Genomic DNA, 22,839 nt, shown 5'->3' with positions numbered 1-22,839 from the left:
CCTGCATCACCCGCTTCCCATTATCTCAAACATATAGTTCATATCGGTCTTTATGAGGTCAAATACCCTGTAGAGAGCCCCTCCGAACATCGGAAGCGTTATGATTATGATCGCAAGCCCTACGAATATCTTCAGAGGCATTCCGACTATGAACACGTTCATCTGAGGCATAGTCTTTGCCAGTATCCCCAAGAATACGTCTGCCAAAAATATGGCTATCATCACAGGTGCGCTTATCTTGAAGGCCCATATGAACATCTTGCCCATTATGTCGGTATACTGCGTCAGCAGCTCCTGGTGAAACGGACTGCTTCCTATCTTTACCATGTCGTACGAGTTCAAAAGCCCCTCTATCAGTATGTGGTCCCCGTTTAGAGTGAGGAATATAGTCGTCGCCAGCAGATTGTAGAAGCTTCCCATGATGGGAACCTGCGTATTACTCTGAGGGTCAAATACGCTCACCATACTGAACCCTATGTTGAAGTCTATTATCTGCCCCGCCAAGAAGAATATGTTGAAGTAAAGGTAGCTTATAAGCCCTATCATAAGCCCTATAAGCACTTCCGCCATGGCCAGCATCAGAAACGGCTTGGTCTCTATGAGCGAATCAGGTATATCTATTACGCCCACAAGCGTTATGGAGAGCAGGACCGAGAAGCCTATACGCAGTGTATTCGGAATCCCATTTCTGCTGAATACAGGCGACAGTATGAAAAGCCCTGTAACCCTTAAAAATATAAGTATTAATGCCTGATACTTAAGAGAAAGTATCTCTAGTATGTTTGTCTCCATCACGGCCTCATCCTATAAAGTTATTCATGCTCTGAAATAGATTTTGAGTGAACTCTGTTATCATCTTGAGCATCCACGGGCCAAAAATCAGCATAGTTACAAATACGGCCACTATTTTCGGCACAAATGCCAGTGTGGCCTCCTGTATCTGGGTAACAGACTGAAATATACTTATGGTTATTCCCACCACCAGGGCTATTCCAAGCATTGGGGCAGATGTTATAAGTATAAGCATAAGAGCGTCCTTGGCTATAAAAAGTACATCCCCTTGAGTCATCTCTACATCTCCTTTAGTTAAAGCTGGTTATAAGCTGTCCCATCACAAGATGCCAGCCGTCTACAAGTATAAACAGCAGTATCTTGAAAGGAAGAGAGATCATAACCGGCGGCAGCATCATCATACCCATTGACATAAGTGTAGACGCCACTATCATGTCTATGACGAGGAAGGGAACGTAGATGATGAACCCTATCTGGAATGCCGTCTTTATTTCAGATATCACAAATGCTGGCACCAGTGCCGTAGTAGGTATCTCTTCTAAGCTCTCCACTGCACCTTTGTCAGCTGCCTTTAAAAACAGTGCCATGTCCTTCTCTCTGGTCTGCTTGAACATAAACTCCCTTATAGGCACAAGCCCCTTTTCTATGGCCACTTCCTGAGTGATTTCGCCCTTTACATAGGGCTGTATAGATTCTGTGTTCACCTCTGAAAATACGGGTGCCATTATGAAAAGCGTAAGGAATATAGCAAGCCCCACCAGCACTTGGTTCGGAGGCATCTGCTGTGTTCCAAGTGCGTTCCTAGTAAAGGAAAGCACTATTATAGTCCTTGTGAAGGAAGTCATCATTATTATTATGGAAGGCGCCAAGGTCAGTATAGTCAAGAGTATGACTATCTGTATGCTGGCAACCATGCCGGTTGGGTCTTCTTCGCTTGATATGCTTATGTTGTTCCCGAAGATAGATAGGTCTGCTTCGGCGTTTACGGAGCTGGCCAATAGCAGTATAGCCATCGCAACAAGCGCTGTTCTGAGAATTGAGCTTTTTCTTTTTTTATCTGTCATGCTATCTATCATCTCTTTTTTTCGAAAATTTATCTCTCAGCTCTGAAAGCTTTTCAGAGTTTATGAGCTTCTTGAGCTGCTGGTCGAAGTCACCTGCGTAAAAGTTTCTCTCCTCTATGTCGAGATCGTCATACTCCAGCCTGTCTATTGAGGTTATGTTGTTTCCGCTTACAGCGAGCACATATACATACCTCTCCACCTTTACCATCATTATCTTGCTTGCAGTTCCCAGACTCATAAAGTCCAGTACCTCCATGTTTTCACTTCTCATACCTTGATTCGACTTGCTGGCTATCAGCCTAGTCGTGTAGTACGCCAAGAATATTATGACTCCAAATATGACCAAGAACCCTATGAATTTCATAAGGCTCGAAAAAAAAGATACTCCGTCATTTGAACTCTCAACGTCTGCATATCCATATACAATATTTGTACTGAAGGCCGCCATCAGAATCGAGCTAAAAATGAGAGTGAGTCTGTTCTTCATCACTAGCTTACCCTAGTACTTTTTTTATGGCTTCAACAACTCTGTCTGCCTGGAAAGGCTTTACTATGAAGTCTCTAGCTCCGGCCTGTATGGCCTCTATTACCATGGCCTGCTGTCCCATCGCAGAGCACATAACCACTTTCGCGTTTCCATCCACCTCTTTTATGGCTTTTACTGCCTGTATGCCATCCATCTCTGGCATAGTTATGTCCATTATAACTAGGTCTGGATTAAGTTCTTTGTACTTCTCCACAGCCTTAGCTCCGTTTTCCGCTTCCCCAACTACATCAAACCCATTCTTAGTAAGGATCTCCTTGATCATCATTCTCATAAAAGCTGCATCGTCTACTACAAGTATACTGTTTGACATTTTTTCTATTCCTCCTCATCAGTGAAAATTATCTGTTTTTTATTCTCTTCGACGGATGAACTATTTCAGTTACCCTGACTCCAAAATTGTCTTCTATTACCACGACTTCTCCTTTAGCTATCATCTTGCCGTTTGCGTATATGTCAAGCGGCTCTCCCAAGAGCTTCTCCAGCTCTATTATAGTTCCAGGACCGTAGTCGAGTATCTCTCCTATGGTTCTCATAGTCCTTCCAAGTTCCACGCTCACCTCTACAGGTATTTCGTTCACTAGGTCTATGCTTTCATGGTATACATATTCTTCTTCAGGTTCAAACTCTTCAAAGTCCAAAGTCTTTACAGTAACAGGCTCTCTCCTTGAAGGCCTCTCTATTTCTTCATTATACCTTCTAGGCTCTCTTTTTTCTACAGTTTTTTGAACTGGCTCAGGAGCAGGCGCTTGTCTAGGCTCTGGCTTTGCCTGTTCTACTACAGGTTCTGGAGCAGGTATTTCAGGCTCTGCTTGTACCGGTGTCTCCTCTACAGGAGCTTCCGCCTCGCCTGTGGCTGAACCTAGAAGCCTCGAGACTATCTCTCTTGCAAATTCTATAGGAAGCAGCTGCATTATCTCGCTGTCTATTAAATCCCCTACCACCATTCTGAACGAGACCTTCACAAGCTGGTCTTCGGCGGTTTCAAAAAGGTCTCCCAGTGACTCGTCGTCTAAGTTTATCTGAAATGCCCTAGGCGGATCTATGTCTATCGTCTTTCCAAACATCTCTGAGAGCGATGTGGCCCCTGACCCCACCATCTGGTTCATGGCCTCGGAGATGGCGCTTAGGTCTATCTCTGAGACCGGGCTTTCCTCGTCTATGTCGTGTCCGTCGCCGCCCATCATCAAGCTGGCTATTATCTTTACGTCCCTGGCTCTTAAGACCAGTATGTTGGAGCCTTCCAGCCCCACCTTGTACTTTACGTCCACTGCCACAAACGGAACAGGGTACTTGTCTCCCAGCTTGGATAGAGTCGTTATCTCCACCTTGGGCGTAGTTATGTTTACCTTCTGTCCTAGCAGCGTGAAAAGAGTTGTAGCAGCAGTTCCCATGCTTATGTTTCCGACTTCGCCAAGAGCGTCTTTTTCCATGTCGTTTAAAAGCAGCGACTCGCCCTTGCCTGTATCTTCAGAGCTTCCACCGTCGTCTGTGTTTATTCCGCTCAGCAGTGCATTTATTTCATCCTGGCTCATTAGGTTGTTATCATTCATCTATTTCCTCACCGTCCTTATACGCTTTAGTGATTTTTACAGCTAATCTTTTTTTAGACTTTCCAGCCTTCCCATGGAACTTAGTGTAAGGACCTACCTTTATCTTAAGTTCGCTGTCTGCTGTATCGTCCAAGGCAAAGACATCCCCTCGCCTAAGGCTAAGTATCTCTCCTACATTCAGAACGGTTCTACCTAGTTCTGCTATTACAGGCACTTTAGTGTTCTCTATCTTTTGCTTTATCGTATCTCTGTCCTCTTCCGTCACCGGCCTGCTTGTAAGCGAAAACCAGAGTTTAGTGCTCAGCTTGTTCAAAACCGGCTCCAACACCATATGGGGAATACATATGTTTATAAAGCCTTCCGCCTCCCCGACAGTCAGACTGAGAGTTATAAGAGTGACAGTCTCGTTCGGAGAAACTATCTGCGCGAACTGCGAGTTCGTCTCTATCTTCTCGAGCCTAGGTGTCAGGAATATGACGTCTTCCCATGCCTCTGCAACTATCTCCACTACTTTTTTCATAACCCTCTTCAAGAGCAGCAGCTCTATCTCTGTGAAGCCCCTGACTTCATCTGGGTTCTCTCCAGTGCCTCCTAGAAGCCTGTCTATCATGACAAACGCCAGGTTAGGAGATATGTCAACCACTATCTGCCCTCCCAAGGGCTCAAAGTTGACTATGCTCAAAAAGGAGGGATTGGATATGGCGTTCCCGTACTCGCTGTATGCATACTGGTCCACAGTCTCTACAGCCGACTTGGATGTAGTCCTAAGGTATCCCGACAGAAATGTCTGAAGCAGCCTCGCAAACTTCTCATGAATGATCTCCAATGTCTTTAGCTGGTCTTTTGCAATTTTCTGCGGATTCTTGAAGTCGTACTCCCTTATCCTTACCCGCTCTTCCTCTTCCTGCATCTCCTTGACATCTACTTCTCCGGAGCTTAAGGCATTAAGCAGGGCGTCTATCTCGTTTTGCGATAAAATTTCCGTCAATATACCTCCCTCCTTACTGTACTATAAATTCATTGAAGTATATGTCTACTATATCTTCTGTCTTGAAAATTTCTTTCAGTTTCTTAAGCAGCTCCGCTTTTAAATTCACCTGTCCATTCACTCCAACTACATCCTCTTCTGTCTTGCCTCTTACAGCTTTGTTTATCTCGTCTTTTATTACAGACATTCTGCTCTCCATAAGCGTTTGAAGCTCTGGATCGTTTACAGCTATTGTTATGTTCATCTTGGCTATTTTCTTGCTCTCCGAAAGATTAGAGTACATCTCCCCTACTTCTATCTGCGTTATAGTTTCAGAGAGTATATCTACCTCTCCGCCTTTCTCTCCGTTTCCAGCGTACTTCATTCCAAAGAAAACCCCAAGTACAAGCGCAACGGCAAGTACAACTACAACCCCTATTATGACACCTATCTTCTTGTTCATATTCTGCTACCCTCCCTATTAATTCGGCTCTAAGTCTTCTTCGCTCGTCCTGAGTATCACAAGGTCGACTCTTCTGTTTTTGGACTTGTTCTCAGGGGTATCGTTAGGAGCTATCGGCCTAAAATATCCATATCCCGCCGAAGACACTCTTGTGCCGTCTATCCCTTTCTGTTCTACGAGGTACCTGAGTACACTTGTAGCTCTGGCAGCTGAGAGCTCCCAGTTCGTAGGGTACTTTCCATTTCCCGATACAGGGTCTGAGTCGGTATGCCCCTCTATTTTTATGTGCTTATCTGCAAACTCTTCTCTTATGAGTATGTCTGTCACATAGTCAAGCAGACTCGCTGTCTCCGGCTTTATGTCTGCGCTCCCCGATTCGAAAAACACAGTGTCCACCATCCTTATTATAAGCCCTCTCTCGTCTATCTGAGTCAGCAGCTTGTCTGATAACCCTTCACCTTCGCTGTATTCGTCTATGGAAGACTTGAGTTCAGATAGGTTTATCTCCTCTGTGACTAGAGGATCTTCGCCCCCTGTGCTCGTCCCGTTTTCCTCTATAGTTCCCGTCCCCGGCATGACTCCAGTTCCTCCCTGGAAGGACTGCATCACGGACTTGAACTTCTGGGCGTCCACGGCTGACATAGCAAACAGCAGTACGAAGAAGCATAAAAGAAGAGTCACAAGGTCACTGTAGGTAGTCATCCACTCAGGAGCACCGCCTGGGGCCTCTTGCTCTTTTTTCTTTCTGGCCATATCTATTCTCCTTCTCCTGAATTGCCCATTTCACTTCTAAGCTCTGGAGGTATGAAAGTCTTCAGCTTCTCCTCTATTATTCTAGGGTTCTCTCCAGCCTGTATTGAAAGCAGCCCCTCCACAATCAGCTCTTTCATAAGTATTTCCTGCTTGCTCTTCACCTTGAGCTTGGCGGATATCGGCATGCCAAAGGCATTCGCAAGCACCGAGCCATAGAAAGTGGTTATAAGTGCAACTGACATCTGGGGACCTACTGTACTTGGGTCGTCCAGTCCTTGAAGCATGTTTATAAGTCCTATTAGCGTACCTATCATTCCGAAAGCAGGCGCAAATGTAGCTATCGAATCGAAAAGGCCTCTACCGTCTGCATGTCTTTCCTCTAGGAAAGTTAGCTCTGTCTCCATTATGTTCCTTACAAGCTCGGGGTCTGTCCCGTCGACTATAAGCATTATGCCTTTTTTCAGAAATTCGTCTTCTGCCTTATTTCCTGCTTCTTCAAGCGCCAGCAGTCCATCTCTTCTAGCTACAGATGAAAGCTCTATTATCTCCTTCATTATGTTTGTAGGAGAGTGACTCCTGTTTTGAAATGCTATTTTAGTTATTGTTAGAGTCTTCTTGAGTTTCTCCATAGGATAAGACGCCAGTACTGCTGTTATCGTTCCACCGATAACTAGAATTATCGATGCAACGTCGACATAGTTTCCCAAGTCTCCAGATGTAACTATTCCCCAGATTATAAGTCCTGCTCCGAGGACGATGCCCATTAACGTTGTTATATCCATTTCTACACCTCTTTTTCATATCTATTTAACGCTATATATGTAAATGCTGTTTTTGTACTCTATTATCTTTTTTACTATCTCGTCTATCGTGGACTGCACGACTATCTTCTTACCTGTAGTAAGTGTTATAACCACATCCGGCGTCTCCTCTATAAACTCTATAAGCTCGCAGTTTACCATGAATTCCTCTCCGTTTAGCCTGTTGACTCTTATCATCTGAATCGCTCCTTTATTTTGCCTCCCCGCATGTACGCGGGGAGGCTTTATCTACTGCTATCTCTTAAGGTTTACAAGCTCTTGGAGTATCTCGTCACTTGTAGAGATTATCCTGGAGTTGGCCTGGAATCCTCTCTGTGTAGTTATCATCTCTGTAAACTCGTAGGAAAGGTCCACGTTGGACATCTCTAGCCTTCCGTTTGAAATAGTTCCGTAGCCCTGCTGGCCTGCCCTTCCAAGCACAGGGTCTCCTGAGTTTCTGCTGTCCTGGTAGAGGTTTCCGCCTACCTTCTCAAGCCCTGCGTTGTTTTCGAACTTGGCAAGCGCCAGTATCCCCAGCACCTTTGGCTCTCCATTGGTGTACCTAGCCACAAGCTCTCCCTTGTTGTTTATGGCGAAAGAGTCCACACTTCCAGCTGTATTACCGTCTTTTCTTTTGGCCTCTATGGTAAAGTCGGTGCCGTATTGGGTGATTTTGGAGAGGTCGATTTTTATAGTACCATCGTATAGCCCAGTTGCTGGATCTTTTGTTCCAAAAGCCTTATCTGTCGCCCCCGTTATCTTCAAATTCGCTGTATCCACTCCAGTAAAATTTCCATCAACTCCAAAAGTAAGCGCAACAGAAACTGGATCTAGTGCTGGAGTAGCAGGAGCTGATAAAGCTTGACCGTTTGCATCTTTTATAGAATCAAGACTCAACTTCCAACTAGGATTACTATAGCCAGTGTAAGCTCCTGGAGTACCTGATTGAATTGCATCTCTAAAAACCTTTAATTTAACAGTATAGCTATTTCCAAGTGAATCATATATTCTAGTGTCCATATATCTCGTCCTGGCCTCTGCGTCCAATAGTTTACCAGTCCCATCAACCATAGCCATATTCGAATTAAGATTCCCTAATAAATCTATATTCTTAGTAGTTGTAGGCTCCATAGTATCTGCCTTATTTACTATAAGCTCTCCAGGCTCCTGTGAAACTGTGCCATCGTCGTTCATCTTGTATCCAAGCACCTTATATCCATCTGGAGTTGCAAGCGTTCCCTGCTCGTCTATCTGGAAGTTTCCAGCCCTTGTGTAGAAGCGGTTCAAAAATCCTGGGTCGTTTGAAACCATAAAGAACGAGTTTCCGTCTATCATGGCGTCAAGCGGGTTGTCTGTAGTCTGAGCAGCTCCCTGGGTGTGTATAACAGTTGTCGCTCCCTGTGTAACTCCAAGCCCTACCTGCTGTGGGTTTGTTCCGGCAAGCCCTCCCTGAGCCCCTGAAGCCCCCTGAAGCGTCTGGGTGAACAGCTCCTTGAAAGTAGCCGTGCTTCTCTTGTATCCCACTGTGTTTACATTCGCTATATTGTTTCCTATTACGTCCATCTTTGACTGATGCGTCCTAAGTCCCGACACACCTGTGTACATAGCTCTTAACATATTGTAGCCTCCTCTTGTTTTTCACGCCTTCTGTCGTTCCAGCGCAATAAGCCTCCTCTGTAAGGTCCAGCCTATATTATCACAGCCCCATCTATATTGGTGAATATGTTCTCTTCCATACTCTCCTTAGGAACTGTGGTTATTATCGTCCTGCTCTTGGTGTTGGCTATAAAAGCCATATTGTCCATAATAAGCAGAGTGTCTCTTACACCTTTTGCCTCGGCCTTTTCAAGTGCCTGCTCCATCCTCTGAATCTGACTTTGGTCAAGCTGCACGTCTCTGCTCTTTAGCCTGGATTCTGCATGCTTTGAAAACTTTATACCGGTGCTTGCCTCCTTGAGCATCTCGTCGAAGCACGATTTCGGCGCTTCCTGCTTGAGTCTCCCCTGCGCTCTTCTGATGCTCTGCATGTCGACTCTCTGCAGATCCACTCTGTTCACTTTATTCACCATATGCCTTTGCAGCGTTTCCAGCGCTCAGCGACTCCTTTATCGACTCAAGCGTCTCGTTCATCTGCTTCTGGCTGGCGTCGAACTTCTCTATAAGCTCGTTAAGTGCAAGCACTATCTCCAGCTGCGACACCTGCATATTCTTGTTCAAGTCCTGCATCTGCTCTAGCGACGAGAACTGCGCCATCTGGGCTATAAAGTCCTTGTCCTCCATAGGGCTTAGCGGGTCCTGATTCTGAAGCTGTGCCACTAGGAGCTGAAGAAATGCGTCTTTTCCAAGCGCCGAATTGTTTCCTGTTATCGTGCCGCTCTTATTGGCAGTGCTCTGCGCGGCCTGTGTAGTTGATTGGGTCGCTGTGTTGTTGTTTACTCCGTCCATCGTATCCCTCCTAAATTATCGTGTCTACTCTCTCTGAAGACAGTATGTCCTCTCCAATTATTCTGCCTGCTTCCTCTAGATCAAGCTCTTCTATACCCCCTAGAGCTCTCTTCTTCTTTCTGTTCTGGTCCTGATAGCTCTCTCCTGTTTGACGCCTTTCATCTGGGTCCTCTCCCACGAATACGTCTATCTGGTCGAAGTTTATACCCTGAGACTTGAGGTTCTGCTTAAGCTCAGCCATATTGGACTCCATTACCTGCTTCACATAAGGGTTTTCAACTATAGCCCTTGCAGAGATAATCCCTCTTTCAAGTGTGACCTTTATGGTCAGCTCTCCTAGAGACTCCGGTGTCAGCTTCATCTTGATCTCGTTCATGGTGTCTCCGCCGTTTAACTTCATCTTGGCGCTTATCTGCTTTATTATGTCCAGCTTGTCCATGTTAAGGTAGTTCTGCTCCACAGTCACCTCTTTGTTTATGACCGTATGCATGTTGTGGTTCATCTCGAGTTTCATATTCTGGTTTATCACCACTTTTTCAAACTCCAGCTTTGTGGAAATATCCTTTGGAATTATTTCCTTTGGAAGTATCTCCTTTGGCACACTTTCCACCGCCTTGGCGCTGGTATCGAGGTCCACCGATTTTGTCTCAAGCTTTACCGCATCTTCTGACTTAGCTACAAGCTCATGTTGCTCTGCGCCGTCTTCCTCTGGCACTTTTGCGGCTTTGTCTTCGTGTTTGCTGTCACTTGCTTCAGAAGTCTTTGGCGCTTCCGGAGTTTCTGCTGTTTCTTCAGCAATAACCTCTGGCGCTTCTAGTCCTACTTTCTGCTCAAGCTTTGTGCTTAAGTCCTCAAGCTTTGCGCTTAGCTCTTTGAATATATGCTCGTGACCTTCTTTTAGGGGAGCTATCAGCTCTTTTACCACTTCAAGCCCTGAGGATATATTCTCTAGATCTAGCTTGGTGAGCTTCCCTTCTCCGCTTGAAATCAGCTGCTCAAGCTTTGCCATCAGCTCTTCCACCTGCTGTTTCAGCTCCACTGGGTCTGCAATTTGAATCTCGCCTGAAAGCTCCAGCCCAAGAAACGCTATAAGCTCTGCAAAGATGGATTCCACTTTCTGGCTGTCTCCGCTGGCTATGGCGGCTTCAAGCTCCTCTAGCTTTTCAGAGAGGCTCTTCTCAGTCTTTTCAGTCTTGACGTTCTGGCTTCCCGAGTTGCTGCTTTCTCCTCTTTCACCAGGCGACTCCTTCACTGTCTCTTTCAGCTCCGGATTTTTCTGCCCTACGTTCTCCGACTGCCCTGAAGACTTAGGTGCTTCGCTTTTAGGCTCTGTCTGAGCTTTGCCTTCACCAACCTTAGAGAGCAGCGACTCAAAAGAGCTTGTGCCTGATTGCTTGAGCTTTTGGCTTTTGGGGCTGGCCGGCTGTACATTGTTTTGAAACATCATATTAGCTATATTCATTTTACACCTGCTACTCAAAACATAGACAATTGTGTTTATCTATGCCGAGACTGTTACTGCTTCAAAGAACCCCGCTCTCGACGCTTTTGTTCAAAAGCTGTCTACTACAGTTTGTATAGCTCTCCACAGTCTTTAATTCCCGACTAGCCATCGGTACATGTATAAGTGCTATTTAAGTTTAGCTATCTTATACTTATCGGTCTTAGCTAAGTTATATGCGGCATTTAGATCTCTGTCTATCTTTGCACCACATTCGCAAATAAAAGTCCTGTCTTTCAGTTTCAAATCTTTTTTTATAAAGCCACATTCACTGCAAGTCTTGGAGCTAGGATACCATCTATCAACTATCCTGACTTCTATTCCGCTAACTATGGCTTTATATGTTAGTTTTGTCCTAAACTCATAAAACTTCTGATTCGCCACTGCCTTAGCTAAGTGTCGATTCTTCATCATACCTCTTACGTTAAGGTCTTCTACAGCTACAAAGCTTGGTTTTCGCTTTAGTATGTCATCTACTATATGGTTTATATAGTTTGTCCTTATATTTGCAAGTCGCATGTGAAGCTTCTGCACCACTATTGTCTGTTTTACTATATTGTTTCGAGTAGCAGATTCACCACCTTTCTTTTTTCGTATTTTTAATGCTTCAAATTTTCTAGAAAGCTTCCTCTGCTCCCTCTTTAACTTCTTTTCAAGCTTCTTTATTTTGCTTGTTTTATTGATATTCTTTTTTCTTTCGCCATTACTCATAACTGCAAATTCCTTAAGCCCTAAGTCTATAGCTATGCCTTCGTTGAAATCTTCAAGTTTTTGATGTTCCTGTTCTTCTACAAGCACCGATATGAAGTATCGGTTTGATTTTTGGCTAACTGTGCAGCTTTTTACAGTTGCGCCTACCGGAATAAATGCTTTTTCTTTCAGCCTTGTCCATCCAAGCGTAGGTATTTTTATCCTATGCCTTTCTACGGTCAAGTCGCTTTTATTATTCTTCGGAAAATACGCTTTTACATTTTGTTTTTTCTTCTTTTTAAATCTAGGATACCTAGATTCACCTTTGAAAAAACGTTTGTATGCTCTTTCGCAATTCATTATTGACTGTTTAACTGCTTTTGAAGACATTTCTTTTATCCAAGCCATATCTGGATTGTTTGGAACATAGTTGTTATTTATCCACTTAGAAAAGTCGTAGCCTGATATAAAGCCTTTTTCTTCTTTATAAGACTTTTCATTTTCAGATATATAGAAGTTATATATGAATCTGCATACTCCTATAGTCTTGTGGATTTTAACTTTCTGACTTTCTGTGGGATATATTTCTGTCTTGTAAGCTCTTATTGATTTCTTCATCTTCTTTCACCTTCTTCTTGTACTTTCTTAGACCGTATATTCTACAACTAAAGACGTGCAGTATGGATGTGATATCTTGAACCAATTCTTCTTGTGGAGACAACAGTTCGTTGTTGACAACTATTATCTTACACCGAACTTTCTAAGAAATCTTTCGAACCATTCAAACCCAAATCTTATAAACCTGTCTTTGTGAGAAACTACTATAGTATCTATTTTGTTCTCCATGCAGTCATTTATAAGCTTGTTCCAATGTTTTCGATTATAGTTTAACCCTCTGCCGACATCTTTAATTATCTCGTCTATAATCATACCTTTAGAAGCTGTGTAGTTTAGAAGAAATTCTGCTTGATTTTTAAGGTCATCTGTCTGATTGTTAGTAGAGACCCTAGTATAGACTACGTTTTGTTTATCCTGTTTGTTTTCATTTATACCTTTATATTCAAGGTACTGATTGTATGTGTAGTACCTTCTGTTTGTAGGTGTCCTTTTTGCTACAAGAATCCCTTCCCTATCCCATCTTTGAAGCGTCTTTACCGACACATTGAGTAGTTCTGCAAAATCTTTTGGTTTATAGTCTGTAGTGTGTTTTCTTTGCATTATCATCACCTCTTGGGTATAAGATGACACATTAAAACACTTTTGTCTATATTTTTAGTAACTAAAGAAACCTCCTGTCACATTATTTTACAACATATATAACTAAAACTCTACTCTTCCGAGAGAATTCTGGTTATCCTAGATACATCTGTGGCTTCCATGTTCTCGAATATGTCTTTCAGATTGGCATCTCTCATCCTCTTCATTATGTCTACAGCCACTATATAGTCTGAAAGCGAGTAGCCGTCCTGCTCTCTTATCTGAAGAACTGTAAGCTCATTCTCATTGGCCAGCAGCTCCAGTATCGAGTCGGCTGCAAGCTGGGTGTTCATCCTCTGGTACACCTTCACAAGCTTTCCTAGCTTCTCCTCGTACTCCATAAGGTAGGCCCTTATTTCGCTTATAAGCACGAGCACCGACTGGTCCGTGCCGCGTAGACTTTCCTCTAGCTCTATCTCTGCATAGAGCCTGTCTAGAAACTCCTGATCTTTTACGTTTACGAGTATCTCGGCAGATGCTTTTTCAGACATCATCATGAAAGTCCTAGCCAGTATGTTTATATCTATCTCTTCATCTGTCCCAAGCACAAGTGCGGACTCTTTCGGATTTCCCACCGTGTGGATATTCGCAAGCGACCCTGCTTTCTCGTCTTTTTCGGACTCTTCTGCAGTCTTCTGTTCTATCAGCTTGTCTAACTGCTTTTTCCTGCCCATGTCCAAGTCTGAAAGCTTGTATAGTATGTCGCTCCTAGTGCCTCCGTCAAGGTAGTAGAGTATCTCTGCCGAAGCTGTGTCGTTCATGTAGAGAAACGTCTTCTCTATCTCTCCCTCAGAGTAGCTTGACCCGTCCATTATGCTGTCCACGGCAGCCCTTACGCTCATGGACTCAAGCTCCTTGGCCTTGTCCTGAACTGCCACCGACTTTTCATCCTGGACCTCTTTGTATATATCTGTCAAGAAGTCGCTTCTTATCTCTATATTTCTTATCTCGTCTAGCACCTTGTCTGTCTTCTGGGCTGATATCTGGTCCATTCTCCTCAGCAGCCTGCTGTAGAGGGCCATGTCCTCGCCCTTTACTATGTACAGCTTCTCAGCTGCCGATTTAGGGTCAAGATCTTCCACATAGTACTTCGCTATCTCGTCTTCCCTTTTGTCCAGTTCTTCCTCGGTAGGCTGTCCGGCTATTATCCCGCCTATAACAGGTATGTCCTCTAGCACACCGTCCACTATCCCCTTGAAAGTGTCGCTTACGAGGTATGTAACTACTAAAATGCTGATCAGCAGCACAGCTATTATTCCAAGGACTTTTGGTTTTCTAGATTTTTTTTCTACTACTTCTTCACTTATGTTTGTTTCACTCATTCTAATCCTCCCTGGTCTTTTTCGAGCTGCTGTAGCTTACAAACTGGTCTGTCAGCTTGTCTTCCTCTTGCTTTAATTCATACTTGTACTGCTCCAAGCTTCTGAGCTTCAGGTTCTCAAGTATTCTCCTGTCTTTCGTAGCTTCCAGAAGCTCTTCTCTTGCAGACTCCACCGTCTGCTCTTTTTCCTCTACTCTGGTGTTTTGAACTTCAATCATGCTGCTCAGCCCCCGGATGTAGTTGCCGTAGTATGAAAGCTCTCTGATCTTCATGCTCTCTCCGCTTGCAGAATTTCTCTCAGTCCTTATTTGCTCCATGTCCACCTTGAGCTTCTCTAGCTTCAGGTTTTCCTCTTCAAGCTTCTTCTTTTGTTCGGCGTAGCTGTTCTTTTTCTCGTCTTCAAATTTTTCCTTTATCTCGAGTACTCTCTGAAGACCAAACTTGAATTTAGCCAAAGCCTCCACTCCCTCGATCTCTTATTCTAAAAGCGACTCCATATGCGACTTTATCTCTTCAAACGAATACTTCTCGTGCATGCCCTGGGTCACGAAAGACTCTATACTCTCGTGCTTTTCCACCGCGCTGTCTATCTTCTTATTGGTGCCTTTTCTATACGCCCCTATGTTTATAAGGTCTTCCGACTCTCTGTAGGTAGCCATAAGGTCTTTTATCCTGTTAGACCTGTCTACATGGTCTTTTTCACATATGTTAGTCATAACCCTGCTGACGCTCTGAAGCACATCTATTGCAGGGTAGTGGTTCTGGCTTGCGAGCTTTCTCGAAAGCACTATGTGCCCGTCCAGTATACCCCTTACGGTGTCTGTTATAGGCTCGTTCATATCGTCTCCGTCTACAAGCACCGTGTAGAGTGCAGTTATAGTCCCTATGTCGGATGCCCCTGCCCTTTCAAGCAGCTTGGGAAAAAGTGCGAATACAGACGGCGTAAACCCCCTACTGACTGGCGGCTCGCCTATCGCAAGGCCTATCTCCCTTTGAGCCATGGCAAACCTTGTGAGGGAGTCCATAAGCATGGTAACGTTATTTCCCTTGTCTCTGAAATACTCAGCTATGGCTGTAGTCAGCATGGCCGCCTTCATCCTTACAAGTGCAGGCTGGTCGGAAGTCGCCACCACGAGCACCGACCTGGCAAGTCCTTCTTCCTTGAGGTCGTTCTCTATGAATTCCCTTACCTCTCTGCCCCTCTCTCCTATAAGCCCTATCACGTTTATGTCGGATTCGGCGTTTCTGGCTATCATACCCATCAAAGTACTCTTCCCAACACCACTTCCTGCGAATATACCTATCCTCTGGCCCTTTCCGCAAGTCAAAAGCCCGTCTATGGCCTTCACCCCAAGCGGAAGCACTTCCCTTATCTTCTTTCTCTTCAGCGGATTAGGCGGTGTGTTGGAAACAGGATAGTATTTTTCTGTCTTTATTGGACCTTTGTTGTCTATCGGCTTTCCAAGGCCATCTATAACTCTGCCTAGAAGCTCCTCTCCCACTCCTACTCTCAGCGAGTGACCGCTGGCTATCACAGTGCTTCCAGGGCCTATTCCGTCCATATCTCCAAACGGCATAAGCAGTATTTTTTCATCTTTGAACCCTACGACCTCTCCTGTTATAGGTTCCGAGTTGTCAAAGGGGTATATGTAGCAAAGCTCTCCTATGCTGGAAAGAGGGCCCTTAGACTCTATGGTGAGCCCCGTAACCTTCGTTATCTTTCCGCTGTACTTTATGAACTCTGACTCCCTTACTCTCTCTATATATTTGCCCAGGTTTATTTCACTCATATTCTACTCTCCTAAAAGCAAGTCATCTAGAATCTTTTTCATTTCCTCTATCTGCAGGGATATGCTCGAGTTTACGTTCCCCTGAGCCGACTCTATCACACAGTCGCCCTTTTGCAGATTGCTGTCTAGCTTTATGTCTATGTCCTCTATCAGGCTTCCTCTAGACAGTATTTCGGGTTTAAAGTCCATCACGTTTTTATAGTCCTCTTTGGAGACCCTTATTATAAGGTTGTCTTTTTCGCTTAAGCTCGCGATCCCTTTGAGTATCAAGTCCACCATGTAGTCTTCCCGCTCCATCTCGCTGTTTATCACTTTTTCGCACACTTCTTTTACAAGCTTTACAATCTCCGGCTCCAGCGCTTCCAAGCTGCGGGTTCTCTCCTCTAGGTAGCTCTTCTTTATTTCGTTTGCTTCATCCAGTATGGCCTTCCTGCTCTCCGTGGTTTCTGTGTAGGATTTTTCATAGCCTTCACTGTGGCCCTCTGCATAGCCTTTTTCGTAGCCTTCGCTGTGGCCCTCTGCATAGCCTCTCTCTCTGCTCGACTCAAACATCTCTGCGGCAGCTCTTTCAGCCTCAGAGACAGCATTCGAAACGAGATTCTCGGCCTCTGTTTTGGCCTTCTCTAGAATCTCTATACTCTGTTCGTTTGCGTCTCTTATTATGGCTTCAGCTTCCTCCATAGACTTTTCGACTATGGAGTCGGCCTTTCTGTAATGACTGCTGTAGTCGTTTATGGTTATAACGTCAGAAGATCTGATAATCTTAGACAATCATCTCATCTCCTCCCCTAGGGGTAACGATCTCTCCTTCTTCCTCTAGCTTTCTTATCACATTTACAACTTTCTGTTGAGCCTCTTCTATGTCCTTGACTCTAACAGGCCCGGCAAACTCCATATCCTCTTTTATCATCTCCACTAGACGCTTCGACATATTCCCGAATATGGCTTCCTTCACATCGTCGGAGGCTCCTTTCAGCGCTACCGACCAGAGAGCGTTGTCTATCTCTCTTATAAACCTCTGTATAGACCTTGTGTCCAGGTTTATTATGTCCTCGAACACAAACATTCTCTTCTTGATCTCTTCGCTCAGCTCTGCATCCGAGTCCTCTAGCTCTTCCATTATGAACTTCTCTGTTCCCCTGTCTATTGCATTCAGTATCTCTACAACTGCGTCTATTCCGCCGGCACTTGTGTAGTCCTGCGAAACGAGATTAGAGAACTTGTTCTCCAAGATGCTCTCGACTTCCTTTATAACCTCCGGCGAAGTCCTGTCCATCTTGGCTATCCTTCTAGCCACTTCAGACTGCTTGTCCGGCGAAAGCTTAGAGAGTATCTGGGCCGACTGAGACGAGCTCAGGTAGGAAAGCACCAGCGCTATAGTCTGCGGATGCTCTCCCTGCATGTAGTTCAGCAGCTGGTTCGGGTCCACTTTTCTTGCAAACTCAAACGGCCTCACCTGGAGGGACGCTGTAAGCTTGTTTATTATGTCTATGGCCTTGTCTCCACCCACAGCCTGCTCGAGTATGTCTCTGGCGTATCCTACCCCGCCCTCTGATATATACTCTTGAGCCATGCATATCTCGTAGAACTCGTTTAGAACCTCTTCTTTCACTTCCGGCGAAACCATCCTCATATTCGCTATCTCAAGTGTCAGCTCTTCTATTTCCTCCTCGCTCAAGTGCTTGAATATCTCCGCAGACTTCTGCGACCCAAGCGTTATGAGCAGGACTGCTGTCTTCTCTTTTCCACTAAGTTCCTCTGTTTTTACAGGCATTGTTCCACCTCTATTCTTCGTTTATCCAAGTTCTTAAAAGCTGGGCTATTATCTCCGGCTTCTGATCTATGAACTTGGCAATCTGATCTTTCTGCCTTGACTTCTCTACTCCAAACTCTATGTCGTCTTCCATGTACTCCATAGTTTCATCGACCATGGCTTCAAGCTCAAGCCTCTTGGCCTCTTCAAGCGCAAGCTCCTCTTCTCTCTTCTTCTTTCTTCTGTAGAGAATGAAAGCTATAAGGCCTATTGCAAGCACCCCTGCTCCTATAAGCGCAAACACCCATATAGGCACGCCTGCTGCCTCTTCCTCAGCTGATTCTTCGCCCTCTGAAGAGTCTCCAAAGGCCATAGCGCTAACTTCAACCTGCTCTGTCTTTATGCCTGTAGCTGCATAGATGAGGTTTGAAATCTCCTCTCGCTTGTCGTCTGTAAGCCCGTCGCCTATAGTCTTTTCATCTATAAGCACAGCCACCGTCACCGACTCAATCTGGCCCGGCTCTTTCTTTATCTGCCTGTTTCTTTCGTTTATCTCGTAGTTTGTGACTTTTTCATTTTTGCTGTACTCCTGATTCTGGCCTTCCACCTCTACAAAATCTGCAGGCTGGTCTTCGGCGTTTGGCTCCACTCCTGGAACCTCTCCTTCAGTCGTATTGCTGGAGTTTTCTTCCATCTCCTCTACGCTTCTGGCTATACCTTCTTCTCCGCCTTCGAAAGGAGATTCGTACTCAGTTATATTTTCAACTTCCGAGTCGAAGTTCATCTTCACGCTTGTCCTGACGTCTACTTTGCCACGTCCGAAAGCGTTCTCTAGGAAGCCCCTTATGCTATTGTCCAGCTTCTCCTGTATAGCTTGCTGCGCAGTTACCTGGTCCGACATGTCCACCGACTCGCCGTCCTTGCTCTGCTCGCTCAAGAGCTGTCCGTCGTTTCCAACTATAGATACGTCCATGGCGTTCATGCCGTTGACCGCATTCGCCACTAGATGCTGTATTCCGCTTATGGCATCGGCCTTTATGCCCGACTTCTTGTCTATAGTCAGGTATACAGAGCCTGTAGGCTTGCTATCGTTCTTTATTACATACCCGCTCTCCTCTGGAATAGTCAGCCTGACCTCGGCCTTCTCTATCCCGTCCATAGAAGCTATGTCCTTTGAAAGCGAGTTTTCAAGCGCATACTTCAGTTTCTGCTTCTTGTCATACTCCGTAGTTGTCCAGTCCATGTCCTGAAAAGCCTGATCGAAATCATACCTTTCCTCTGGAAGTCCTTCCACCGCCAAGTTTATCTTGGCCTTGTCTTTCATATTGGCCGGAACCGATAGCTCCGTGCCGTCTTTGCCCTCTTTCCAGAGGATCCCCTGCTCGTCTAAACTTGCTGTAATAGCTCCGGCTTCTTTTAGAGACAGATTATCATATAAAACCACATATTCAGTCCTAGTGAGGAAGAATATAGCCGAGGAAATGGCTATCAAAATCACAGCCAGTCCCGATATTATAAGTACTTTTCTCTTTTTTTCTGTCCCGCTCCAAAAGCTATTCAGCTGATTTTTTATTTTCTCTATTAAATCACCCACCGAATCACCTCACCTCTAGCTTTGTCTATACTTGCATTCTCATTATTTCTCTGTAGGCGTCAACTACTTTGGTTCTGACAGCTAGAGTAAGGTCTAACGCCACTTTCGCTTTTTCCGAAGCTATGGTGACATCGTGTATATTCTCTATTTTACCAGTTGCAAGCATTATGTTCTTGTTCTCTGCATCTACTTGAAGTTCGTTCACTTCCTTTATAGACTGCTTTAGAAAGTCCTGGAATGAGACTTCGCTTTCTTGCGCCTCTTCAAACCCTGCTTTATCTATTTTGAACATCTCGTTTCCCGATATACTGCTGATTCCGTTTATATTCATCATTTATCCCCGCTTTCTACTTTCCTATGTCTATGGCTTTCATGGCCATGCTCTTGGCCGTGTTTATAGATGTAAGATTCGCTTCATACGCCCTTGTGGCAGTTATCATGTCTACCATCTCTCTGACTATATCTACGTTTGGCATCTCCACGTAGCCGTCTTCTCTGGCGTCAGGGTGACCCGGGTCGTAGACTAGTTTGAACTCGCTTTGGTCTTCAACTATCCCCGTAATCTTAACCCCTCCGCTTGATTCCGTGCTCTCCTTGGCTTTAGAGAGAATAGAGTCGAAAGACACATCTCCATCCTCCTGGAACACAGCCAGCTGCCTTCTGTAAGGCGTACCTGCGCTTGTCCTTGTAGTGTTGGCATTAGCTATGTTTTTAGATATCGTATCCATCCTGGTCCTCTCAGAGTTGAGTCCAGATGCACTTATATTTATAGAACTGAATATGCTCATTTTACTTCGCTCCTTCTGCTATAACCGATTTGAGAGAATTGAATTTTCTTGAAACCTGCCCAACTAGGGCATTGTAAATTATGGCATTCTTAGCCTTTTCAGCCATCTCGACGTCTACAGTGGTTCCATTTCCGTCTCTTCTAGCTGAAATATTGCTCATGCTCTCTATCTTCGGATTGTAGCTTGAAAGCCCTCCGCTTCTAGTTATGTGATTTTCATCTGTCGCAGCTAGCTCAAGCTTTCCATCTCCAAAGACCGCTCGGCTCAGTTCTGTCTGGAATTTCACGTCTTTCCTCTTGTAGTCAGGCGTATTTATGTTTGCCAAGTTTTGACTGAGAGCCTTTTCCTTCAACATAGACCCGTTCATCGCCGCTGTCAGCAAGTCTGCATTCCCATATATATTCATTCCACGCTTCCTCCCGCTTTCATTATTTGCCCAAAAAATAGCTATAAAAAGCTTTTATGTACTATTAATTATAAACCCACACCTTATATATTAATCTATTTTTATATATTTGAGAAGAGTTTCATTTTTTTTCATTCAATCCACCCATTAATTGGGACTATTGTCCTTTTAATCCTTGCCATATAGTCTCTTTATTGAATAAACTCAGGATATTTATGCAAACATATCCTGAGTTTATTTGCCTTGACTAGTCCAGGCTATGCTCTTCCGAATAATTACATTCAGAGTTGCTACAGATTATTTTTTTCTTTTTCTTGGTCGCCTTTTCCAGAAGTATCTCTCCGCATTCAGGGCATTTTCTATCTATAGGCTTGTCCCAAGAGACGAAATCGCATTCAGGGTAGTTTGTGCATCCGTAGAATACCCTGCCTTTCTTGCTCCTTCTCTCGGCTATCTTGCCGTCTTCGCACTTAGGGCATTCTATCCCTATATCTGAAATAAGCGGTTTCGCATTTTGACATTCCGGGTATCCAGGGCAGGCCAGAAATTTTCCGTACCTTCCCATCTTTATCACCATGTTCCTTCCGCATTTCTCGCAGATTATGTCTGTAACTTCATCCTTTATCTCTACGTTTTTCATCTCTTCTTCCGCTATTTCAAGCTCTTTCCTGAAGCTTCCATAGAAATCAGAGACTATGTCTTTCCAATCCTTCTCTCCCAGCTCTATCTTGTCAAGATTGCCCTCTAGATTGGCTGTGAACTCCTGGTCGAGTATGTCCTTGAAGTACTGCTCTAGCAGCTCTGTCACTATGAGACCTAGCTCTGTAGGCATAAATGCCTTTTTCTCAAGTGCCACATACCCTCTAGCGAGTATGGTGCTTATAGTCGGCGCATACGTACTCGGTCTTCCTATCCCAAGCTCCTCTAGCGTCTTTACAAGTGTGGCCTCAGAGTACCTAGGCGGAGGCTGTGTGAAGTGCTGCTTCGGGTCTAGCTTTTGAAGCTTCAGCTCCTCCCCTTCCTCAAGCTCTGGCAATATGACGTCTTTTGTGTCGTCTAGCTTGTAGAGCTTTAGGAATCCGTCAAACAGGATCCTTGATCCGCTGGCCCTGAAGATGTAGTCTCCTGCCTTTATAGATATGTTCAAAGTCTCGAATTCAGCCGGAGTCATCTGGCTTGCCACAAACCTGTCCCATATCATCTTGTAGAGCTTGTACTGCTCTTTACTCAGCGATTCCTTTATAGTCTCTGGGTCCTTGTCTACATATGTAGGCCTTATTGCTTCGTGGGCGTCCTGTCCGCCTTTGCTTTTCTTGCTTACAGTTCCTTGACCGAGGTACTCCTGACCGTATTTCTCGAGGATGTACTCAGACACCTTCTCTTTCGCCTCGCTAGACACCCTAGTCGAGTCGGTTCTTATATACGTCACAAGTCCTACGCTGCCCTCTCCCTTTATGTCGACCCCTTCATATAGCTGCTGTGCAACTATCATGGTCTTCTTTGTAGAAAAGTTTATTTTCTTGGAGGCGTCCTGTTGGAGGCTACTAGTAGTATAGGGCGCATAAGGATTTCTCTTTCGCTTTCCCTTCTTTATGGACTTTACATTGTACTTCTCCCGCTTCAGCACTTCCATTATCTTGCTCGCTTCTTCTTCGTTCGGAATTTCAAGCTTCTTTTCCTTGCCCGACTCCTCTACTCCGTAAAAACTGCCACTGAACTTCTTTCTGTCTTTTATAAATTCAGCGTCTATGCTCCAGTACTCTTTAGGGTCGAAATCGTCGATCTCCTTCTCCCTGTCGCATATGATCTTTGTAGCTATAGACTGAACCCTTCCGGCACTGAGCCCCTTCTTGACCTTTTTCCAGAGCAGCGGGCTTATCTTGTATCCAACAAGCCTGTCCAGCACCCTTCTCGCCTGTTGGGCATCTACCAAGTTCCTGTTTATCTTCCTGGGGTTCTTTATTGCGTTTTTTACAGCGTCTTTCGTTATCTCGTTGAACTCTATCCTTATGTCTTTGTCTTCATCTAGACCGAGTATATATGAAAGATGCCACGAAATGGCTTCTCCCTCTCTGTCGGGGTCAGTAGCCAAATACACTTTATCAGCCTTCTTGGCCTCCGACTTAAGCTCCTTTATAACAGGGCCTTTCCCCCTTATAGTTATATAGTTTGGCTCGAAGTTTTCCTCTATGTCAATTCCAAGCTTGCTCTTCGGGAGATCCCTAACGTGTCCCACCGAGGCCTTAACTTTGTAGTTACGCCCTAGAAACTTGGATATGGTCTTTGCCTTAGCTGGAGACTCTACTATAACTAAAGACTTGGCCATACAACCACCTCCATCTTTTTGTATACGGAGTT

At 44.7% G+C, this 22,839-nt stretch carries 26 protein-coding genes and 1 pseudogene; all 27 read right to left on the bottom strand.

Annotated features, from left to right (window positions below):
- Nucleotides 1-6: 6 nt before the first annotated feature.
- The 27 genes and pseudogenes from fliR to topA all read right to left on the bottom strand — a co-directional run bounded on the left by fliR (nt 7) and on the right by topA (nt 22,807).
- Entirely contained in the window at nt 7-792 is a 786-nt protein-coding gene (gene fliR / locus EUAN_RS02740; protein WP_071061463.1) for a flagellar biosynthetic protein FliR, read from the bottom strand.
- Between the two features lie 7 nt (nt 793-799).
- A complete protein-coding gene (fliQ, locus tag EUAN_RS02735; RefSeq protein WP_071061461.1) occupies nt 800-1,069 on the bottom strand; it encodes a flagellar biosynthesis protein FliQ in 270 nt (89 codons plus the stop codon).
- A 13-nt stretch (nt 1,070-1,082) separates the two neighbouring features.
- Nucleotides 1,083-1,868: a flagellar type III secretion system pore protein FliP gene (gene fliP / locus EUAN_RS02730; RefSeq protein ID WP_245674428.1), complete on the bottom strand. Its 786-nt coding sequence runs from the start codon at nt 1,866-1,868 to the stop codon at nt 1,083-1,085.
- Complete coding sequence (locus tag EUAN_RS02725; RefSeq protein WP_071061458.1) at nt 1,858-2,343, bottom strand: FliO/MopB family protein; 486 nt, start codon at nt 2,341-2,343, stop codon at nt 1,858-1,860. Before EUAN_RS02725 ends, fliP begins: the two co-directional genes overlap by 11 nt.
- Before the next feature lie 7 nt (nt 2,344-2,350).
- The gene (locus EUAN_RS02720) at nt 2,351-2,713 is read right to left on the bottom strand and encodes a response regulator (protein WP_071061456.1); all 363 of its coding nucleotides are present in this window, start codon (nt 2,711-2,713) and stop codon (nt 2,351-2,353) included.
- A 28-nt stretch (nt 2,714-2,741) separates the two neighbouring features.
- Entirely contained in the window at nt 2,742-3,953 is a 1,212-nt protein-coding gene (gene fliY / locus EUAN_RS02715; protein WP_071061454.1) for a flagellar motor switch phosphatase FliY, read from the bottom strand.
- Nucleotides 3,946-4,941: a flagellar motor switch protein FliM gene (gene fliM / locus EUAN_RS02710; protein ID WP_071061452.1), complete on the bottom strand. Its 996-nt coding sequence runs from the start codon at nt 4,939-4,941 to the stop codon at nt 3,946-3,948. The genes fliY and fliM overlap by 8 nt, the downstream gene beginning before the upstream one ends.
- Nucleotides 4,942-4,954: 13 nt before the next feature.
- Nucleotides 4,955-5,383: a flagellar basal body-associated FliL family protein gene (locus EUAN_RS02705; RefSeq protein ID WP_071061450.1), complete on the bottom strand. Its 429-nt coding sequence runs from the start codon at nt 5,381-5,383 to the stop codon at nt 4,955-4,957.
- Nucleotides 5,384-5,401: 18 nt separating this feature from the next.
- Nucleotides 5,402-6,136, bottom strand: a complete 735-nt coding sequence (locus tag EUAN_RS02700) for a flagellar motor protein MotB (protein ID WP_071061449.1) — start codon at nt 6,134-6,136, stop codon at nt 5,402-5,404.
- 2 nt (nt 6,137-6,138) lie between these two features.
- The gene (locus EUAN_RS02695; RefSeq protein ID WP_071061447.1) at nt 6,139-6,918 is read right to left on the bottom strand and encodes a motility protein A; all 780 of its coding nucleotides are present in this window, start codon (nt 6,916-6,918) and stop codon (nt 6,139-6,141) included.
- 21 nt (nt 6,919-6,939) lie between these two features.
- Nucleotides 6,940-7,134 (bottom strand): flagellar FlbD family protein, encoded by a 195-nt coding sequence (locus EUAN_RS02690; protein WP_071061446.1) that lies wholly within the window; start codon nt 7,132-7,134, stop codon nt 6,940-6,942.
- A gap of 57 nt (nt 7,135-7,191) precedes the next feature.
- On the bottom strand, nt 7,192-8,553 hold the full coding sequence (locus tag EUAN_RS02685) for a flagellar hook protein FlgE (protein WP_071061444.1): 1,362 nt from the start codon (nt 8,551-8,553) through the stop codon (nt 7,192-7,194).
- Nucleotides 8,554-8,624: 71 nt separating this feature from the next.
- Nucleotides 8,625-9,005 (bottom strand): TIGR02530 family flagellar biosynthesis protein, encoded by a 381-nt coding sequence (locus EUAN_RS02680; protein ID WP_071061442.1) that lies wholly within the window; start codon nt 9,003-9,005, stop codon nt 8,625-8,627.
- Nucleotides 8,995-9,381: a flagellar hook capping FlgD N-terminal domain-containing protein gene (locus tag EUAN_RS02675; RefSeq protein WP_084655677.1), complete on the bottom strand. Its 387-nt coding sequence runs from the start codon at nt 9,379-9,381 to the stop codon at nt 8,995-8,997. Before EUAN_RS02675 ends, EUAN_RS02680 begins: the two co-directional genes overlap by 11 nt.
- Before the next feature lie 10 nt (nt 9,382-9,391).
- Complete coding sequence (locus EUAN_RS02670) at nt 9,392-10,843, bottom strand: flagellar hook-length control protein FliK (RefSeq protein ID WP_071061440.1); 1,452 nt, start codon at nt 10,841-10,843, stop codon at nt 9,392-9,394.
- A 168-nt stretch (nt 10,844-11,011) separates the two neighbouring features.
- The gene (locus EUAN_RS02665; RefSeq protein WP_071061438.1) at nt 11,012-12,190 is read right to left on the bottom strand and encodes an RNA-guided endonuclease InsQ/TnpB family protein; all 1,179 of its coding nucleotides are present in this window, start codon (nt 12,188-12,190) and stop codon (nt 11,012-11,014) included.
- A pseudogene (locus EUAN_RS02660) lies at nt 12,129-12,790 on the bottom strand (IS607 family transposase). Before EUAN_RS02660 ends, EUAN_RS02665 begins: the two are co-directional and overlap by 62 nt.
- Before the next feature lie 110 nt (nt 12,791-12,900).
- Nucleotides 12,901-14,151 (bottom strand): hypothetical protein, encoded by a 1,251-nt coding sequence (locus EUAN_RS02655; RefSeq protein WP_071061434.1) that lies wholly within the window; start codon nt 14,149-14,151, stop codon nt 12,901-12,903.
- A gap of 1 nt (nt 14,152) precedes the next feature.
- On the bottom strand, nt 14,153-14,605 hold the full coding sequence (fliJ, locus tag EUAN_RS02650) for a flagellar export protein FliJ (RefSeq protein ID WP_169817321.1): 453 nt from the start codon (nt 14,603-14,605) through the stop codon (nt 14,153-14,155).
- A 21-nt stretch (nt 14,606-14,626) separates the two neighbouring features.
- Complete coding sequence (gene fliI / locus EUAN_RS02645; protein ID WP_071061431.1) at nt 14,627-15,940, bottom strand: flagellar protein export ATPase FliI; 1,314 nt, start codon at nt 15,938-15,940, stop codon at nt 14,627-14,629.
- A gap of 3 nt (nt 15,941-15,943) precedes the next feature.
- Entirely contained in the window at nt 15,944-16,711 is a 768-nt protein-coding gene (locus tag EUAN_RS02640) for a FliH/SctL family protein (RefSeq protein ID WP_071061429.1), read from the bottom strand.
- Nucleotides 16,704-17,714, bottom strand: coding sequence for a flagellar motor switch protein FliG (gene fliG, locus EUAN_RS02635; RefSeq protein WP_071061427.1), 1,011 nt, complete (start codon nt 17,712-17,714; stop codon nt 16,704-16,706). The genes EUAN_RS02640 and fliG overlap by 8 nt, the downstream gene beginning before the upstream one ends.
- Nucleotides 17,715-17,724: 10 nt before the next feature.
- Complete coding sequence (gene fliF / locus EUAN_RS02630) at nt 17,725-19,287, bottom strand: flagellar basal-body MS-ring/collar protein FliF (protein ID WP_071061425.1); 1,563 nt, start codon at nt 19,285-19,287, stop codon at nt 17,725-17,727.
- 25 nt (nt 19,288-19,312) lie between these two features.
- Complete coding sequence (gene fliE, locus EUAN_RS02625; protein ID WP_211266262.1) at nt 19,313-19,621, bottom strand: flagellar hook-basal body complex protein FliE; 309 nt, start codon at nt 19,619-19,621, stop codon at nt 19,313-19,315.
- 13 nt (nt 19,622-19,634) lie between these two features.
- On the bottom strand, nt 19,635-20,075 hold the full coding sequence (gene flgC, locus EUAN_RS02620) for a flagellar basal body rod protein FlgC (RefSeq protein WP_071061423.1): 441 nt from the start codon (nt 20,073-20,075) through the stop codon (nt 19,635-19,637).
- 1 nt (nt 20,076) lies between these two features.
- Nucleotides 20,077-20,481: a flagellar basal body rod protein FlgB gene (flgB, locus tag EUAN_RS02615; RefSeq protein ID WP_071061421.1), complete on the bottom strand. Its 405-nt coding sequence runs from the start codon at nt 20,479-20,481 to the stop codon at nt 20,077-20,079.
- A gap of 247 nt (nt 20,482-20,728) precedes the next feature.
- Nucleotides 20,729-22,807, bottom strand: a complete 2,079-nt coding sequence (gene topA / locus EUAN_RS02610; RefSeq protein ID WP_071061419.1) for a type I DNA topoisomerase — start codon at nt 22,805-22,807, stop codon at nt 20,729-20,731.
- Nucleotides 22,808-22,839: the final 32 nt, after the last annotated feature.

Origin of the sequence: Andreesenia angusta (genome assembly GCF_001855385.1) — a bacterium.
In the GTDB taxonomy this organism is placed as follows: Bacteria; Bacillota; Clostridia; order Tissierellales; family Gottschalkiaceae; genus Andreesenia; species Andreesenia angusta.
The sequence above is the reverse complement of the archived record's forward strand: the minus strand, read 5'-3'. Positions and strand labels throughout refer to the sequence as shown.